14 protein-coding genes, 1 tRNA gene and 1 pseudogene are annotated in these 16,910 nt (G+C 68.5%); 9 read left to right on the top strand and 7 right to left on the bottom strand.

All coding sequences use genetic code 11. The features are described from left to right. Positions 1-23: 23 nt before the first annotated feature. Positions 24-1,016: an aldo/keto reductase gene (locus ACSU6M_RS17330; protein ID WP_437070632.1), complete on the top strand. Its 993-nt coding sequence runs from the start codon at positions 24-26 to the stop codon at positions 1,014-1,016. Positions 1,017-1,101: 85 nt separating this feature from the next. Next, positions 1,102-1,554 (top strand): MarR family winged helix-turn-helix transcriptional regulator, encoded by a 453-nt coding sequence (locus ACSU6M_RS17325; RefSeq protein ID WP_437070631.1) that lies wholly within the window; start codon positions 1,102-1,104, stop codon positions 1,552-1,554. Between the two features lie 21 nt (positions 1,555-1,575). Here ACSU6M_RS17325 and ACSU6M_RS17320 read toward each other — a convergent pair whose 3' ends face one another. The 5 genes from ACSU6M_RS17320 to ACSU6M_RS17300 form a co-directional block, all read right to left on the bottom strand. Then, a complete protein-coding gene (locus ACSU6M_RS17320) occupies positions 1,576-1,938 on the bottom strand; it encodes a DUF6176 family protein (RefSeq protein WP_437070629.1) in 363 nt (120 codons plus the stop codon). Between the two features lie 8 nt (positions 1,939-1,946). After that, positions 1,947-2,750 (bottom strand): TylF/MycF/NovP-related O-methyltransferase, encoded by an 804-nt coding sequence (locus ACSU6M_RS17315; protein WP_437070628.1) that lies wholly within the window; start codon positions 2,748-2,750, stop codon positions 1,947-1,949. A 73-nt stretch (positions 2,751-2,823) separates the two neighbouring features. Further along, entirely contained in the window at positions 2,824-3,954 is a 1,131-nt protein-coding gene (locus ACSU6M_RS17310) for a hypothetical protein (protein WP_437070627.1), read from the bottom strand. A 125-nt stretch (positions 3,955-4,079) separates the two neighbouring features. Beyond that, positions 4,080-4,547: a type II toxin-antitoxin system CcdA family antitoxin gene (locus tag ACSU6M_RS17305; RefSeq protein WP_437070626.1), complete on the bottom strand. Its 468-nt coding sequence runs from the start codon at positions 4,545-4,547 to the stop codon at positions 4,080-4,082. 251 nt (positions 4,548-4,798) lie between these two features. Then, positions 4,799-4,885 (bottom strand) — tRNA-Leu (locus ACSU6M_RS17300). A gap of 483 nt (positions 4,886-5,368) precedes the next feature. Between ACSU6M_RS17300 and ACSU6M_RS17295 the strand changes: the two genes are divergently transcribed. The 6 genes from ACSU6M_RS17295 to pknB all read left to right on the top strand — a co-directional run bounded on the left by ACSU6M_RS17295 (position 5,369) and on the right by pknB (position 13,555). Next, entirely contained in the window at positions 5,369-6,235 is an 867-nt protein-coding gene (locus ACSU6M_RS17295; RefSeq protein WP_437070624.1) for an FhaA domain-containing protein, read from the top strand. A gap of 10 nt (positions 6,236-6,245) precedes the next feature. Continuing rightward, positions 6,246-6,761: an FHA domain-containing protein FhaB/FipA gene (locus ACSU6M_RS17290; protein WP_437070623.1), complete on the top strand. Its 516-nt coding sequence runs from the start codon at positions 6,246-6,248 to the stop codon at positions 6,759-6,761. A gap of 140 nt (positions 6,762-6,901) precedes the next feature. Continuing rightward, positions 6,902-8,443, top strand: a complete 1,542-nt coding sequence (locus ACSU6M_RS17285; RefSeq protein ID WP_437070621.1) for a Stp1/IreP family PP2C-type Ser/Thr phosphatase — start codon at positions 6,902-6,904, stop codon at positions 8,441-8,443. 27 nt (positions 8,444-8,470) lie between these two features. Beyond that, on the top strand, positions 8,471-9,907 hold the full coding sequence (locus tag ACSU6M_RS17280; protein ID WP_437070620.1) for an FtsW/RodA/SpoVE family cell cycle protein: 1,437 nt from the start codon (positions 8,471-8,473) through the stop codon (positions 9,905-9,907). Further along, entirely contained in the window at positions 9,904-11,376 is a 1,473-nt protein-coding gene (locus tag ACSU6M_RS17275; protein WP_437070619.1) for a peptidoglycan D,D-transpeptidase FtsI family protein, read from the top strand. Before ACSU6M_RS17280 ends, ACSU6M_RS17275 begins: the two co-directional genes overlap by 4 nt. Before the next feature lie 169 nt (positions 11,377-11,545). Continuing rightward, positions 11,546-13,555: a Stk1 family PASTA domain-containing Ser/Thr kinase gene (gene pknB, locus ACSU6M_RS17270; RefSeq protein WP_437070617.1), complete on the top strand. Its 2,010-nt coding sequence runs from the start codon at positions 11,546-11,548 to the stop codon at positions 13,553-13,555. Positions 13,556-13,904: 349 nt separating this feature from the next. On the opposite strand, the pseudogene ACSU6M_RS17265 reads toward pknB, so the two are convergent. Beyond that, positions 13,905-14,099 (bottom strand): annotated as a pseudogene (locus ACSU6M_RS17265) (IS5/IS1182 family transposase); the annotation flags it as partial. 147 nt (positions 14,100-14,246) lie between these two features. Here ACSU6M_RS17265 and ACSU6M_RS17260 point away from each other — a divergent pair. Next, positions 14,247-14,870, top strand: coding sequence for a hypothetical protein (locus ACSU6M_RS17260; RefSeq protein WP_437070616.1), 624 nt, complete (start codon positions 14,247-14,249; stop codon positions 14,868-14,870). Between the two features lie 1,278 nt (positions 14,871-16,148). On the opposite strand, the gene ACSU6M_RS17255 is transcribed toward ACSU6M_RS17260, so the two are convergent. Further along, a complete protein-coding gene (locus ACSU6M_RS17255) occupies positions 16,149-16,898 on the bottom strand; it encodes a class E sortase (protein WP_437070615.1) in 750 nt (249 codons plus the stop codon). Between the last annotated feature and the right edge of the window lie 12 nt (positions 16,899-16,910).

The following is a 16,910-nucleotide window of genomic DNA, read 5'->3' as shown; positions in this document are numbered from 1 at the left end:
CGGACGAGGGAGGAGCACAGCTGATGAGGACACGCACCCTGGGATCGGCGCACGGGCCGCGGATCGAGGTGTCGGCTCTGGGACTGGGCACGCTGAGCATGTCCGGTGGGTACGGCGTGGAGGACCCGGCGACGTGCGAGGCCACGGTCCGGCGCGCCCTGGACCTCGGCGTCACCCTGATCGACACGGCGGACTTCTACGCGGGCGGCGAGGGGGAGAAGCGGCTCGGCCGCGCCCTCGGCACTCGGCGCGACGAGGCCGTGATCTGCGTGAAGACGGGCATCCGCCCCAACCCCGAGGGCGGCATGATGCTCGACGGCTCGCCGGAGTACCTGCGCGCCACCTGCGACGACTCGCTGCGCCGGCTGGGCACGGACCGCATCGACCTGTACTGCCTGGGCTGGGTGGACCCGCAGGTGCCGGTGGAGGAGTCGGTGGGTGCGCTGGGGGAGCTGGTGGAGGCCGGCAAGGTGCGCGGCCTGATGCTGTCCGAGGTGTCGCCGGCCACCCTGCGCCGGGCGCAGGCGGTCCATCCGATCGCCGCCGTGGCCACGGAGTACTCCCTGTGGCAGCGCCATGTGGAGGGCCCGATCCTCGACGCCCAGCGGGAGTCGGGCGTGCCGCTGGTCGCCTACAGCACGCTCGGCCGCGGCTTCTTCACCGGCACGGTGCGCTCGCTGGACGAGGTGGACGAGGGCGACTGGCGCCACAACTTCCCGCGCTTCGCCCCCGGCAACATCGAGCGCAATCTCGTGCTGCTGAAGCGGCTCGCGGCGCTGTCGGAGCGGCTGGGCGTACCGATGGGCCGGCTGGCCATCGCCTGGGTCCTGGCCCAGGGGGAGGACATCGTGGCGCTGGCCGGCACCAAGTTCCCCGGCCATCTGGAGGAGAACGCGGCGGCCGTGTCGCTGGAGCTGGGTCCCGAGGAACTGGCCGAGCTCGCGGAGTGCTTCCCCGCGGCCGAGGTGGCGGGCGCCCGGTACGCGCCGCAGATCGAAGAGCTGCTGGACACATGAGCCCACGGCTTGAGCCCGGCGCCCGGTTCTCCCCGGGCGCCGGGCCCTTCACATGTGTGCTGAACGAATATGTTACGGTCCCGTTGTGAACAGCGTGGATGACATCGGTTCTCCGACCCGCGCCTCGGGTCCGGCTCTCTTTCGCGTGGTGCGCATCCTCGGCCGCCAACCGGGCTCCGTGGAGCAGGACCGGCTGATCCACATCCTGGTCGTCCAGGCCGTGGGGGACCCCGCGACGGCCGACGACGAGATCACGGTCGGTTCCGTGGCCGAGCGGCTGAAGCTGGATCCGTCGACCGCCAGCCGCATGGTCTCGGACGCGGTGAAGAGCGGATACGTCACCCAGACGCCCTCCGCGCGGGACAGCCGACGCCGGGTGCTCGGGCTGACGTCGGCCGGCCAGGGGCTGCTCGCCCGGTCCACGGAGTTCCAGCAGGAGGTCTTCGACGGACTCGTCGCGGACTGGCCGGAGGCGGACGTCCGCGAGTTCTCCCGACTGCTGGTCAGGTTCGCGGAGTCCGTCGAGCGCCGGCTGTAGGGCCTTTCCGGACGACAGGCCCTAGGAGATGTCTCGGGACGCCGCCGCGGGCCACTGCTGATCGTCGGCCACGAGCTGGACGAGCGTCTCCGGCACACGGAACTCCGCGGCGATCTCCTGCAGCACGGCCCGCGCCTCGACGTCGATCTTCAGGCTGGAGCCGAGGAAGGCCCGCGACGTGCGCTCGAAGTCGTGCGAGCACTGCACCAGCAGCACCTCGTCGCCTTCGGGCCCGCGGTCCAGGAACGCGCTCTCCCAGACCATCCCGGAGTACCGCATGGCCTCGAGGGACTCCTCCTTGCGCCGCTCGAAGTCCCGCAGCCACTCGGCGGCCCGGTCGGCCGTGCCGGGGCGCAGCCGGATGCGAATGCACCGTGTGTGCATGGCGGCCCTCACTTCCCCTTGCGCCAGTAGACACCGGTCCAGTCGATGATCTCGACCGGCTCGGTGATGCCGTGCTTGGCGCGGAAGTCGTCCACGGCCTTGCGGCAGGTGGTGAGCCAGTAGTCGTCCACGATGCAGTAACCGCCGGGGCTCAGCCGGGGGTAGAGGTGCTCCAGCGCCTCCCAGGTGGACTGGTAGTAGTCGCCGTCCAGGCGCAGGACGGCGATCTCGTCGATCGGCGCCTGCGGCAGGGTGTCGGCGAAGAAGCCCTCCAGGAAGCGGACTTGGTCGTCGAGCAGGCCGTACCCGCGGAAGCGGGCCCGCACCTCGTCCGCGGAGACCGCGATGGACTCGCCGAGGCCCTTGGCGAAGCTGGCGTAGCGCTCGTAGACGGCGTCCATCGGGTAGGTGCGGGCGTCCGGCCGGGGGAATCCGGCGAAGGAGTCGGCGAGCCAGACCCGGCGGTCCCGGACCGCGTACGCCTTGAGCACGGCCCGCATGAAGACACAGGTGCCGCCGCGCCACACGCCCGTCTCGACGAGGTCTCCGGGTACGCCGTCGCGCAGCACGCTCTCGATGCACGCCTGTACGTTGTCCAGCCGCGGCCGCCCGATCATGGTGTCCGCGTCGGGGTGCATCGCCACCCCGTTCTCCATCTCCTCCATGGACGGCGCCCGGCTCGCCGTGCCGTCGGGCGGCGAGGCGAGGAACACCTCGCCGTCGGCGCACCGCATCAGGACGCGTTTCATCAGTTCGAGGTAGGTGTCGGCGAGGTCCTCGGCCATGCGCAGGGCGGGGGCGGACGTGGTCATCGCGGTGCCTTCCGTTCGGTGCGGACGGTACGGGACGAGGAGCGGTGAGCGAGGGGCGGCCGTGGGCGAGCGGTCATCCGGACCGCGCCGGATGCCACGGGGGCAGCGTGCCCTCCTGGTTGACGCCTTTCTCGATCACCCCGAGGTTGTGGTAGAAGTGCACGCCGACGACGTGGGGGCCGAAGTCCGCGACCGTGCCCGACGGCGGGACGTTGAGCTCCTCGTGGTTGACGGCGTCGGCGAGTTCCTTGAGGAACCCCATGCTGGTGGCCGGCGAGGACAGCGACTCGCTGCTGCCGCCGTACCGGGGCCAGTACGAGGTCTGCAGGTCCTCGACCAGGTACAGCCCTCCCGGCCGCAGCCGGGGGAAGAGGTGGCGCAGGGACGCGATGACGTCCGCGCAGCGGTGGCTGCCGTCGTCGATGACGATGTCCGGCGGTCCGGTCTCCTCCAGTACGGCGTCCAGGAAGTCGGGGTCCGCCTGGCTGCCGCGGAACGTGCGCACCCGGGCGCCGCCCACCGCGGTCTTCTCCGCGATGTCGATGCCGGCGATCAGGGCGCGGTGGAAGTAGCGCCGCCACAGCTGGAGCGAGCCTCCGCCCGCCCGGGGGTCGTCGAATCCGCCCACACCCAGTTCCAGGACGGTGAGCGGGCGGTCGCGCAGCGGCGCGAAGTGCCGTTCGTACAGCGGGGTGTAGAAGTGCAGGCCCCACTTGTCGCTGCCGAACCGCAGGGCCAGTTCGGCGAGGTCCTCACGGCCGGGCGCGGTTCCGCGCAGCAGACGCTGGACGACGAAGGCGGTGCGCGGGACCTCGTTGTGGGGCCCGATCGGGTCGGTGGTGTGCCATTCGACGCGGCGCGTGGCACTGGTGCGGGCACCGGTGGGGCCGAACACCGCCCGCACCAGTTCGGCGGCCGCGCAGCGGACGGTCACATCGGGCTCGCCCGCCCCCGCGTCGGCGCCCAGGCTCCCGCTGCCCTTCTCGACGCGTATCCGGTGCTCGACGGTCCGCTCCCCCAGGTGACAGGCGAAGCGGACCACGGCCCGAGCGTGCGGGAGATCCTCCAGATCGGCCCGGTGGACGAGTTCCTCCAGCAGCAGCCGGACCGCCCGTTCCGGTCCGAAGGCCCGCAGGACGCCCTCGATGGTCTCGTCGGTCCCGCCGGCCGCGGCGATCAACTCTCCGACGTCGTCCTCGATCACGCGACATCACCCTTCGTCGGTGCGCAGGGGCAGATCCCAGACGGCAGGGAATCTAGCGACGGCGGGTCACCCGACCGTTGGTGTCTCGTACGAGGTTCGTTCGAGCCCACCGGGGCCCTGCCGGTTCAGATCACCGGCTCGACCTCCCGCCACACGTCACCGCACGCGGTGACCATGCCGCGCACCCAGGGATCCTGGACGCTCAGCTCGAAGCCGCCGTGCGCGTCCTGGGGGTAGCCCTCCTCGCGCAGGAGGGGCACCATGGAGTGCTGTCCGAGGATCGGCAGCACGGTCCAGCCGTGCGTTCCCAGACCCGCCATCTCGGACAGTTCCTCGTAGGTCGCCGTGTTCCGCGCCCAGTCGAGGCCGGTCTCGTAACCGCGTGCCCCCTTCTCCCCGTCCAGCACCGAGTCGTGCCGGGTGGCCCGGAGCCGGGCCGCGACCTCAAGCAGTTCCGCACTTGCCTTCTGCTGCGCCTCCATCCGGCGCACCTCCTCTTCCAACGCACGTTGACAGACCGGAGAGACCGAGATGCCGACAGCCTTGATGCGCTCGGCCAGCGCATCGGGAACGTAGACGTTGATCTTTGGCATGTGTCCCACACTTCCCCAGCCCCATGAGGCTGTAACCCCAATATAACCCCAACCCTGCGCACGGCGTGCGCGCGGCGGGACGGACGACGTCGTCGTGGAGGGAGCGGGCCGGACGGCGAGAGTGAAACCGGCCACATTTCGACGGCCCGGCGGAGATCGGCGAGAGAGCGCCCAGGCATACGGAAACAGGCCCCTCATGGTCATGAGGGGCCTGTCTGCCGGTTCGTCAGGAGCACATCGTCGGCGCTCCCTGGTGCGCGAGGGGGGAGTTGAACCCCCACGCCCTTGCGGGCACTGGAACCTGAATCCAGCGCGTCTGCCTATTCCGCCACCCGCGCATTGGGTGTGTCCTCCGGCTCCGTTCCTTTCGGCCCGGCGCCTTCCGACACGCAGAACATTAGCACGCTGGACGGGGTGGATTCACATCCGTTCCCGACGGGGGCCCGCACGGGCGTCCGGAGCCGGTGGCACGTATCAACCCTGTACCGGTCCTCCCCGTCCTCCCAGGAGCCGGACCACGAGCACAGCCGCGTGCGGGACACTGGTCCGGAGCCGCCTCTACGATCCATGGCAGCAGGCGGCCCGAGCGGAGTTCGAAGGAGGTCCGCGGGGGGAACTGTCGCAGGCGTCGGCAACCAGTCGGCACCCGCACGGCGACCTGGAGGCAGCCGTCGGCACCCGTCGACACCGATCAGCCGGTTCACCAGGGGGAACCAGCCGATCCAGCAGTGCGTGGATACGATCAGTAAGCAGTACCAAGTAAGAAGCAGCCGGGTAAGAACCAGCAGTACGCAGGACTACAGCGACGGAGGAGGTGCCCCATGGGAGTCCTGAAGAAGTTCGAGCAGCGTCTCGAAGGTCTGGTCAACGGCACCTTCGCCAAGGTGTTCAAGTCCGAGGTCCAGCCCGTGGAGATCGCGGGAGCGCTCCAGCGCGAGTGCGACAACAACGCCACCATCTGGAACCGCGACCGGACCGTCGTACCCAATGACTTCATCGTGGAGCTGAGCACACCCGACTTCGAGCGGCTCAGCCCCTACTCCGGGCAGCTCGGCGACGAGCTCGCCGGCATGGTGCGCGACTACGCCAAGCAGCAGCGCTACACCTTCATGGGCCCGATCAAGGTCCACCTGGAGAAGGCCGACGACCTCGACACCGGCCTGTACCGGGTGCGCAGCCGCACCCTCGCCTCCTCCACCAGCCAGGCCCCGCCCGCCGGACCCGCCCCCGCCGCGGGCCCGCGCCCCGGCGGCTACGGCTACCCGCAGCCGGGGGCCGCGCCCGGCGCCCCTCCCGCGGGCGCGCCGCCCATGCCGTCGGCCCCGCCGCCCGGCGCCCGGCCCGGCGGCTACGGCTACCCGCAGCCCGCCGCCGCCCCGCGCCCCGGCGCACCCGCGGCCGGCGGCCGCACCCGCTACTGGATCGAGATCAACGGCACCCGCCATCAGATCTCCCGCCCGACGCTCGTGCTGGGCCGCAGCACCGAAGCCGACGTGCGGATCGACGACCCCGGCGTGAGCCGCAGGCACTGCGAGATCCGGACCGGAACGCCCTCGACGATCCAGGATCTCGGCTCCACCAACGGCATCGTGGTGGACGGGCAGCACACCACCCGCGCTACGCTCCGCGACGGCTCGCGGATCGTCGTGGGCAGCACCACCGTTATCTATAGGCAAGCCGAAGGGTGATCCGGGGGCAATGTCAGAGCTGACCCTCACGGTCATGCGGCTGGGTTTCCTGGCCGTACTGTGGCTGTTCGTGATCGTGGCCGTGCAGGTCATCCGCAGCGACCTGTTCGGAACGCGCGTCACTCAGCGCGGGTCGCGACGGGACGCCGGCCGGACACAGCAGGCCGCACGCCAGGCGCCGCCGCAGCAGCGCCAGCAGCCCGCCGCGCCGAGCGGCCGCGGGCGCCGTAACGCCCCCACCAAGCTGGTGGTGACGGAAGGCACACTGACCGGTACGACCGTGGCCCTCCAGGGGCAGACCATCACCCTGGGCCGCGCGCACGACAGCACGATCGTGCTGGACGACGACTACGCCTCCAGCCGGCATGCCAGGATCTACCCGGACCGCGACGGCCAGTGGATCGTCGAGGACCTCGGCTCCACGAACGGCACCTACCTCGACCGAGCCCGGCTGACGACCCCCACACCGATTCCGCTGGGTGCGCCGATCCGCATCGGCAAGACCGTCATCGAGCTGCGGAAGTAGTGCTACATCATGAATGAGCGCGAGCGGAGCGAGCACGCTGCGGCGGCCGGCACCCCGGGCCCCGGCGCGCTCCCGACCGGAGGGTGGGCAGTGTGGCTCGACACGACCGGCTGCATGCGGAGCCGACGGGCGAGGTGGGCATGAGTCTGTCACTGCGCTTCGCCGCCGGATCGCACAAGGGCATGATCCGGGAGGGCAACGAGGACTCCGGTTACGCCGGTCCGCGCCTGCTCGCCATCGCCGACGGCATGGGCGGCGCCGCCGCCGGTGAGGTCGCCTCCTCCGAGGCCATCTCCACCATCGTCGCCCTCGACGACGACATCCCCGGCTCCGACGTGCTCACCTCCCTCGGCACCGCCGTGCAGCGCGCCAACGACCAGCTGCGGCAGATGGTCGAGGAGGACCCGACGCTGGAGGGCATGGGCACCACGCTCACCGCCCTGCTGTGGACCGGCCAGCGCCTCGGCCTCGTCCACGTCGGCGACTCCCGCGCCTATCTGCTGCGCGACGGCGTCCTCACCCAGATCACCCAGGACCACACCTGGGTGCAGCGCCTGGTCGACGAGGGCCGCATCACCGAGGAAGAGGCCACCACCCACCCGCAGCGCTCCCTGCTGATGCGCGCCCTGGGCAGCGGCGACCACGTCGAGCCCGATCTGTCGATCCGTGAGGTCCGGGCCGGCGACCGCTATCTGATCTGCTCCGACGGCCTGTCCGGCGTGGTCTCCCACCAGACCCTGGAGGACACCCTCGCCAGCTACCAGGGCCCCCAGGAGACGGTGCACGAGCTGATCCAGCTCGCGCTGCGCGGCGGCGGCCCCGACAACATCACCGTCATCGTCGCCGACGTCCTCGACCTGGACACCGGCGACACCCTGGCCGGGCAGATCTCCGACGCCCCCGTCATCGTCGGCGCCGTCGCCGAGAACCCGCACCAGCTGCACGACAACAACATCATGCAGACCCCCGCGGGACGCGCCTCCGGCCTCGGCCGCCGGCCCCAGCACGGCGGCGGCGAGTTCGGCCCGCCCGGCTCCGGGGACGTCACCGGCTTCATCCCCACCGACGGCTTCGGCGGCTACGGCGACGACGACTTCGTCAAGGACCGGCCCCGCGGCAAGTGGCTGAAGAGGTCGCTGTACATCGGCCTCGCCCTCGCCGTCGTCGGCGCCGGGCTCTACGGCGGCTACCGCTGGACGCAGACCCAGTACTACGTCGGCACCAACGGCGAGCACGTCGCCCTCTACCGCGGCATCAGCCAGGACCTGGCCTGGGTGTCGCTGTCGAAGGTCGAGAAGGACCACCCCGAGATCGAACTCAAGTACCTGCCGCCGTACCAGCAGAAGGCGGTCAAGGCCACGATCGCCGAGGGCGGACTGAAGAACGCCCAGGCGAAGATCGACGAACTCTCCGTGCAGGCGTCCGCGTGCCGCAAGCAGGCCGAGCGCCGCGCCGCCGAGAGCGAGCGCAACGCGGCCACGGGCCAGGGCGAGGCAGGCGGCACCACGGGAACCACCCGGACCTCGCTGGCGTCCAAGGCGTCGCCGACACCGACACCGTCGGCCCCGTCGTCGCCGAACCCCAACACCTCCAAGTCCCCGACCGCGACCCCCACTCCCAGCCCCGGCCCGAGCCTGTCGGAGGAAGAGCAGAAGGTCGTCTCGCTGTGCGGTAAGCAGTAGGCGAGCCGTGAGAGGCCCCGTCACACGATGAGCAGTACTACCAACCCGTCGACGCACCACACGTCCACGATCGGCGCCATCGGCGCGCCCAGCAGGCGCAACACCGAGCTGGCGCTCCTCGTGTTCGCCGTCGCCATCCCGGTCTTCGCCTACGCCAACGTCGGCCTCGCCATCAACGACGAGGTGCCCTCCGGCCTGCTGGCGTACGGGCTGGGCCTCGGCCTGCTGGCCGGCGTCGGCCACCTCGTCGTCCGCAAGTTCGCCCCGTACGCGGACCCCCTGCTGCTGCCGCTGGCCACGCTGCTCAACGGCCTCGGGCTCGTCGCGATCTGGCGCCTGGACCAGTCGAAGCTGCTGCAGTCCATCGGCCAGGCCGGCACCGCCGCGCCCCGCCAGCTGCTGTACACGGCGATGGGCATCGCGCTGTTCATCGTGGTGCTGATCTTCCTCAAGGACCACCGCGTCCTGCAGCGCTACACCTACATCTCCATGGTCGGCGCGCTGTTCCTGCTGCTGCTGCCGCTGGTGCCGGGCCTCGGCCAGAACATCTACGGCGCCAAGATCTGGATCTCGGTCGCCGGATTCTCCATCCAGCCCGGTGAGTTCGCGAAGATCGTCCTCGCGGTGTTCTTCGCCGGCTATCTGATGGTCAAGCGCGACGCCCTCGCGCTCGCCAGCCGCCGCTTCATGGGCCTGTACCTGCCGCGCGGCCGCGACCTCGGCCCCATCCTCGCGGTGTGGGGCATGTCGATCCTGATCCTGGTCTTCGAGACCGACCTCGGCACGTCGCTGCTGTTCTTCGGAATGTTCGTCATCATGCTGTACGTCGCCACCGAGCGGACCAGCTGGATCGTCTTCGGTCTGCTGATGTCCGCGGCCGGCGCCGTCGGCGTGGCGAGCTTCGAGCCGCACATCCAGCAGCGCGTGGACGCCTGGCTCGACCCGATGCGCGAGTACATGCTCTCCCGCCAGGGCGTCGCCGGACACTCCGAGCAGGCCATGCAGGCCCTGTGGGCGTTCGGCTCCGGCGGCACGCTGGGCAGCGGCTGGGGCCAGGGCCACTCCGAGCTGATCCGCTTCGCCGCCAACTCCGACTTCATCCTCGCCACCTTCGGCGAGGAGCTGGGCCTGGCCGGCGTGATGGCGATCCTGCTGCTGTACGCGCTCATCGCCGAGCGCGGTGTGCGCACCGCCCTCGCCGCCCGCGACCCCTTCGGCAAGCTGCTCGCCATCGGCCTGTCTGGCGCCTTCGCCCTCCAGGTGTTCGTCGTCGCCGGCGGCGTCATGGGCCTGATCCCGCTGACCGGTATGACCATGCCCTTCCTGGCGTACGGCGGTTCCTCCGTCATCGCCAACTGGGCGCTGATCGGCATCCTGCTCAGGATCAGCGACACCGCGCGCCGCCCGGCACCGTCCCCCGCCCCCAACCCCGACGCCGAGATGACCCAGGTGGTCCGACCGTGAACAAGCCCCTGCGACGGATCGCGATCTTCTGCGGGCTGCTCATCCTGACCCTGCTGATCCGCGACAACTGGCTCCAGTACGTCAAGGCGGACGAGCTGGCCACCGACGACGACAACCGCCGCGTCAACATCGCGCGCTACTCCATCCCGCGCGGCAACATCATCGTCGACGGCAAGCCCATCACCGGTTCGGTCGAGAACAAGTCCGGCGACTACAAGTACAAGCGCACCTGGGTCAACGGGCCCATGTGGGCCCCGGTCACCGGCTACTCCTCGCAGGCGTTCGGCGCCAACCAGCTGGAGAAGCTCCAGGACGGCATCCTCACCGGCACCGACGACCGGCTGTTCTTCCGCAACACCCTGGACATGCTCACCGGCAAGGACCGCGAGGGCGGCAGCGTCGTCACCACCCTGAACGCCGCCGCACAGAAGGCCGCCTTCGAGGGGCTCGGCGACAAGAAGGGCGCCGTCGCCGCCATCGAGCCGTCCACCGGCAAGATCCTGGCGCTGGTCTCCACCCCCTCGTACGACCCGTCGAAGTTCGCCGGGACCTCCGACAAGGACGCCGAGGCGTGGAAGGCCGTCCAGAAGGAGAACAACCCCGACGACCCGATGCTGAACCGGGCGCTGCGCGAGGTCTACCCGCCCGGCTCCACCTTCAAGGTGGTCACCGCGGCCGCGGCCCTGGAGAACGGCGTGGTCGACGGCATCGACGACAAGACCAAGACGCCCGACCCGTACCGGCTGCCCGAGACCACCACGGACCTCGGCAACCAGCACGGCGAGTGCAAGAACGCCAGCATCAAGTACGCGCTCATGGTGTCCTGCAACACCGTCTTCGCGAAGCTCGCCGACACCGTCGGCAACGAGAAGATGATCGAGCAGGCGGAGAAGTTCGGCTTCAACGAGAAGGAGCTGGACACCCCGGTCCGCGCCGCCGAGTCCATCTACCCCGAGGACAACCGGCCGCAGAACGCCATGGACGGCATCGGCCAGGCATCCAACCGGGCCACCCCGCTGCAGATGGCCATGGTCGCCGCGGCCATCGCCAACGACGGCAAGCTGATGAAGCCCTACATGGTCGACCAGCTCAAGGCCGCCAACCTCGACACCATCGAGACCACCGAGCCCGAGGAGCTGTCCCAGGCCGTCTCCGCCGAGACCGCGCAGAAGCTCCAGGAGATGATGGAGGCGGTCGTCAACGACCCGCAGGGCACCGGCGCCAAGGCCAAGGTCGACGGGGCCACGGTCGGCGGCAAGACCGGTACCGCCCAGCACGGCCTCAACAACAGCGAGAAGCCGTACGCCTGGTTCATCTCCTACGCCAAGCTCGACGACGGCAGCTCGCCGGTCGCCGTCGCGGTGATCGTCGAGGACGGCGCGGCCAACCGTGACGACATCAGCGGTGGCGGCCTGGCCGGCCCGATCGCCCGGGACGTGATGCAGGCGGTCATCGACAGCAAGAAGTGACGCCGATCACGTCCCCTTCACAACGGTGCACGTTGCGGTACCGGTCCTGTCACGGGTGACGGGCTTGGCCAGGTCGCACAAAGAGAGCCGGGTACGGTAGGGCCGGACGGCAGCCTCGACCCGCACGGACGTACGGGTCGGGACCGACGGAGAGGGCTGGTAGGTAACCATGGAAGAGCCGCGTCGCCTAGGCGGCCGGTACGAGCTGGGCCCGGTGCTCGGCCGTGGTGGCATGGCGGAGGTTTACCACGCGCATGACACCCGGCTCGGACGCCAGGTGGCGGTGAAGACGCTGCGCGCGGACCTCGCGCGCGACCCGTCCTTCCAGGCCCGGTTCCGCCGGGAGGCCCAGTCGGCCGCCTCGCTCAACCATCCCGCGATCGTCGCGGTCTACGACACGGGCGAGGACTACATCGACGGGGTCTCGATCCCGTACATCGTCATGGAGTACGTCGACGGCTCCACACTCCGTGAGCTCCTGCACAGCGGCCGCAAGCTGCTGCCCGAGCGGGCCATGGAGATGACCATCGGCATCCTCCAGGCCCTGGAGTACTCGCACCGCAACGGCATCGTCCACCGCGACATCAAGCCGGCCAACGTCATGCTGACGCGCAACGGCCAGGTCAAGGTGATGGACTTCGGCATCGCCCGCGCCATGGGCGACTCCGGCATGACGATGACCCAGACCTCCGCCGTCATCGGCACCGCCCAGTACCTCTCCCCGGAGCAGGCCAAGGGCGAGCAGGTCGACGCGCGCTCGGACCTCTACTCCACGGGCTGCCTGCTCTACGAGCTGCTGACCGTGCGTCCCCCCTTCGTGGGCGACTCCCCGGTCGCGGTCGCGTACCAGCACGTACGGGAAGAGGCGCAGCCCCCGTCGGTCTTCGACCCCGAGATCACGCCCGAGATGGACGCGATCGTGCTGAAGGCCCTGGTCAAGGACCCGAACTACCGCTACCAGTCGGCCGACGAGATGCGCGCCGACATCGAGGCGTGCCTCGACGGCCAGCCGGTCGCCGCCACGGCCGCGATGGGCTCGGTCGGCTACGGCGGCTACCCCGACGACCAGCCGACGACGGCCCTGCGCTCCACGGACGCCGGCGCCACGTCGATGCTGCCCCCGATGAACCCGGACGACGGCGGCTACGGCTACGACGACCGCCCCGACCGGCGCCGCCAGAAGAAGTCCAACACCTCCACGATCCTGCTGGCCATCGCGGCGGTCCTGGTCCTCGTCGGCGCCATCCTCATCGGCAACTGGATCTTCAAGGGCAACGGCGTCGGCAACGACACCACGGCGGTGCCCAACTTCGTCGGCCTCACCGAGTCGCAGGCGAGGGAGCAGGCCGAGAACGTCGACCTCGTCGTCGCCTTCGAGCAGAAGCCGTGCGAGGAGATGGCGAAGGGCAAGGTCTGCGACCAGGACCCGAAGTCGGGCGGGGAGGTCGACAAGGAGACGACGATCAACCTCGTCCTGTCGACGGGCGCGCCCAAGGTGGCGGTGCCGAACGTCACCGGCAAGAGCCTGGACGAAGCGAAGTCGATCCTCGGTGAGGACAAGTACAACTTCGACGTCAAGGTGACCTACGAGGAGACGTCGACGGAGGAACCGGACACGGTCCTGGAGCAGGACCCTGAGCTCGGCGACGAGGTCGAGAAGGGCTCCACCATCACCCTCACCGTGGCCAAGGAAGAGGCCAAGGTGACCGTCCCGGACGTCCTCGGCCAGACCTCCTGCGAAGCCGCCCAGGCCCAGCTCCAGTCCAGCAACCTCACGGGCTCCTGCGAAGAGGTCCCGGTGACGGACGACAACCAGAACGGCAAGGTCATCGAGACCGTCCCGACCGCCGGCACTCCGGTCGACCCGGGCTCCAACGTGGTCATCAAGATCGGCAAGAAGGAGAAGACCGAGGTCCAGGTGCCGGAGGTGCGCGGCCGCTCGGTCGCAGAGGCCCGGCAGATCCTGAACCAGCAGGGCTTCACGAACATCCAGTTCGCGCCCGGCAGCGACTCGAGCGACGCCGCGATCGTCGTCGACCAGGACCCGAAGCCGGGCGACAAGACCGACGACCCCGCAGGCAAGCAGATCACCCTGACGACCATCGGCGGCCAGCAGAACGGCGGCGGCAACGGCAACGGTGGCGGCGGCGGAGACGGCTTCATCGGCGGCCTCGACTGACGGCGTCCTCATGACGGCGGCCCCTGACACCCTTCATCTTGAGGGGCGTCAGGGGCTTATTCATGTCGTTGGCAGCGGGGTTCGATTCCGTGCCGGACGAGCCCCCCGGTTCATCGACGTCTCTGTGGACGGAGATTTCTTGTCTGTTCGCAGCTGGCCAACAGGGTCACCGCGGTCTACCAACGTGTGATCAAGACCGGACGCTGCGCATCACCTGGACTGACGTATCCCTGGCTGAGGCTGTCTGCATCTGCCTTTGGGCAGACAGAGCTACGAGCCGACTGGGATGAGACACCACTCGCTTACAGGCGTCAGATCCTCTCTCCCCTAAGCGTCATCCCGTGAAGTGGCGCAGCGTTAAGTTCGTGCGCCAGCACGTCGAGATCAGCAGGGCCCGATCCTCCAAAGGCAATCCCCCGACCTCACCGCACCGCATCAGCCCCTCTCGGCTCAGCGCGGTTACCAGCTTGCCGAAGCAGCGTGGGCTCAGCCCGGTGAACGGGGCTGTCCAGGACGGGGCCGACGCTGTGATCACTCCAGTCACAGCAAGATCATGAAGCCAGGCCGGAGCCGTGTCGCACCGCCCCGTCACGGGCCGCCTGGCCAGGGCCTCACTCGTAGCTGCACCATGCTCAAGGCGCCGCCGGGGGTGGCACGACGATCTGATGAGGAGCAGGACGTGTGAAGTCTGTTGAGGAACGTCTCCGGGGTCCGCTGGGCAGAACTACACGACGCGACGGGCGCCGCGGCCGATGGTATCCCCCCTCTGCTATCCCGGATCGCATACGGGGATGAGGAGACGGCCCGCATCGCCATCGATGACCTGGGCGACGCCATCTGTGCCCTGGGGTTCGTCGTCGGCGAGGCGACAGCACCCACGGTGCCGTTCCTTCTTGAACTGGTCGGGTCCCCGCACGTGGCTTGCAAGGCCGAGCTGCTGGACCTTCTGGGAAGTATCTGCCGGACCGACCAGTGGCACTCCGCCGCTGCTGCGACGCGCGACCGCAAGCACGACGCGAGCTACCAGCAGCAAACCGGTTGGGAAGCAGCCTCAAGGACAGCCGTGTACGCAGGCCGGTCAGTCATCGAGGGCGTCGCCTCCTCCATACGGCCAGAGGAGGCGACGCCTGCTTGGAAGCTGTTGCAAGTGATGAGCGGCACCCCGCCGTTCCCGGAACGAGCAGTCATGAGGGGACCGCCTTCAGGACAGCTTAAGCCGAGCATGGAAAACACCCACCAATTTAGCCCAAACCACAGCATAGACATGGAAGTTTCACATTTGATCAACTTGAAGTTGTCCGTAAAAGCTCTATAACCCGCCGGCTGATCACATCGTCCTAGACGCCCCCTCTGCACTCCCATAAGATAAAGACGCGCTGGGTAGCACGTCGACCGATCAAAATTTCCACCGAGGGATTGATGATGCTTAGGACGCTTGGCAGATTTGCAGTAGCCGGAGCTATTGCAGCAGCAGGAATTGCATTCGCCCCTTCAGCACAAGCTGCTGGCTACGGCTGCGGTGGGAATCAGATCGACAGCTATCCAGTAAGGACAACCGACGGCACACTGTATGGGACTATTTACCTTTACTACGACTCGGCCACTGGAAAAAACTGCGCTGCGATGCCTTCGACAACCGCCGGAGGCTACGGCACCCCGAAGCCAATGAATCTCGTGATTCACAAATGCCAGAGTAGCACCTATTGCACCAACCCCCCGGCATCTGATTCTGACAGCGGGAACTTCTCCTACTATGCAGGCCCGGTCAGCGTGACCGCACCGAACAACTGCATCGTTGTCGCAGGGAATATCACCTATAATGGCAAGATCGCATCCGCCAGCTCCGGAATATCCCACTGTTAGCCAACCAGCTACTTGGGAAGCTGTTAACCTTGTCGCGTGAGACGGACTGTTTTTGCATCAGTCTCCAAGGCATTGAAATCGACCACCGAACAAATATGTAGAGTCGGAGGAGCAGGGTCCAGCCGAAGTCCAGCGGCTGGGCCTTTGCACTGTTGCACGCACGACGCCGCAGGATACTCAGGTGCCGTCGGCTGGCTGCAGACGCTTCACCTTGACATGTCGAAAGGTAGTGAAGCGGTCAGTCCGCTGATGAGGCCGACTCTAGACGGTGCAACCTTCAGACCGCTTAGTGGTGCCTCTGCCCGCTCCAGTCTCGGACTCGCGGACATCGACCGCTGTCTCTCGGAACGAACTGCCGGTCCAGAACAGCACGAGTCGGCCGCAGCTCTTTGTCTGATGCACTCATAAAAGACGTGCCCCGTTGATCGTCGTCGCACATCAACAACTTGCTCAACCGCCACCGGCAGAAGCTGGGGTCCAATGGCCTGCGGGTAGTTCGGGGCGCTGACCTGCGAGAAGTTAACGAGCTCAACTTGAGTTCCTATCGCGCCAGGGCCGTCGCCCGTGCCGACATCGCCCGACCGCCTCAGCGACGTCATCACCGTCGACCGCGAGCGCTGGATGCCTGGAGCGCCGGGGCACGGCTGAAGGCGCTGCGGTAACCCCGAAGGCAAGAGGCCCGAAGTCGCAAGGCGTAGTTGCGGCTTCGGGCCTTCGTCATGGTAGATGGCTACCGCAGTTCCTTCGGGGGGGTGCGGGCGTTGTCGACCCTTTCCACTCTGACCAGTTCGCCCCACACGACGTAGCGGTATCGGCTGGTGTAGATCGGGGTGCAGGTGGTCAGGGTGATGTACTTGCCGGCCTTTTTCCGGCCCGACTCCTTGGGGACGGGGGCGAGGACGTCGACGTTGTACTTCGAGGTCTCGGGGAGGGTGGCATAGACCTTGTAGACGTACCACTTGTCCTTGGTCTCGAAGACGATCGGGTCGCCCTTGTCGAGTTTGTGGATGTTGTGGAACTTGGCGCCGTGGCCGTCGCGGTGGGCGGCGAGGGAGAAGTTGCCGTTCTTGCCGGACATGGGGAGGGTCGCCCTGACGGGGTCGGTGTAGTAGCCGGCGACGCCGTCGTTGAGGAGCTTCGCGTCCGTGCCCTTCTTGATGAGTATCTGGTCCTTGGTCATGGCGGGGACGTGCAGGAAGCCGATGCCGTCCTTGGTGTCCAGGGAGCCGGGACCGGTGTTCCGGGCCTCGGCCCAGTGGTCGCGGACCTTGTCGCTCTCCTTGTCCGCCTTGCGGTCGGCGAGGACGTTGGTCCACCACAGCGAGTAGACGACGAACAGGCCGAGGATCAGGCCGGCGGTGATGAGGAGTTCCCCGAAGACACTGATCGCGGTGGCGATCCGGCCGGTGCCGCGGCGGCGGGGCGCGGGGGCGGGGTCCGGCAGGTCCGCCTCGGTGTGCTCTTCGGTGGTCGCTGCCACTGTTCTTCCGCC

This window comes from Streptomyces sp. enrichment culture (genome assembly GCF_964272895.1).
GTDB lineage: Bacteria > Actinomycetota > Actinomycetes > Streptomycetales > Streptomycetaceae > Streptomyces.
The sequence above is the reverse complement of the archived record's forward strand: the minus strand, read 5'-3'. Positions and strand labels throughout refer to the sequence as shown.

Coding starts and splice junctions, on each gene's coding strand:
- ACSU6M_RS17330 (WP_437070632.1), top strand. CDS start 24: ATGAGGACACGCACCCTGGGATCGGCGCACGGGCCGCGGATCGAGGTG.
- ACSU6M_RS17320 (WP_437070629.1), bottom strand. CDS start 1,938: ATGCACACACGGTGCATTCGCATCCGGCTGCGCCCCGGCACGGCCGAC.
- ACSU6M_RS17315 (WP_437070628.1), bottom strand. CDS start 2,750: ATGACCACGTCCGCCCCCGCCCTGCGCATGGCCGAGGACCTCGCCGAC.
- ACSU6M_RS17305 (WP_437070626.1), bottom strand. CDS start 4,547: ATGCCAAAGATCAACGTCTACGTTCCCGATGCGCTGGCCGAGCGCATC.
- ACSU6M_RS17295 (WP_437070624.1), top strand. CDS start 5,369: ATGGGAGTCCTGAAGAAGTTCGAGCAGCGTCTCGAAGGTCTGGTCAAC.
- ACSU6M_RS17290 (WP_437070623.1), top strand. CDS start 6,246: ATGTCAGAGCTGACCCTCACGGTCATGCGGCTGGGTTTCCTGGCCGTA.
- ACSU6M_RS17285 (WP_437070621.1), top strand. CDS start 6,902: ATGAGTCTGTCACTGCGCTTCGCCGCCGGATCGCACAAGGGCATGATC.
- ACSU6M_RS17280 (WP_437070620.1), top strand. CDS start 8,471: ATGAGCAGTACTACCAACCCGTCGACGCACCACACGTCCACGATCGGC.
- pknB (WP_437070617.1), top strand. CDS start 11,546: ATGGAAGAGCCGCGTCGCCTAGGCGGCCGGTACGAGCTGGGCCCGGTG.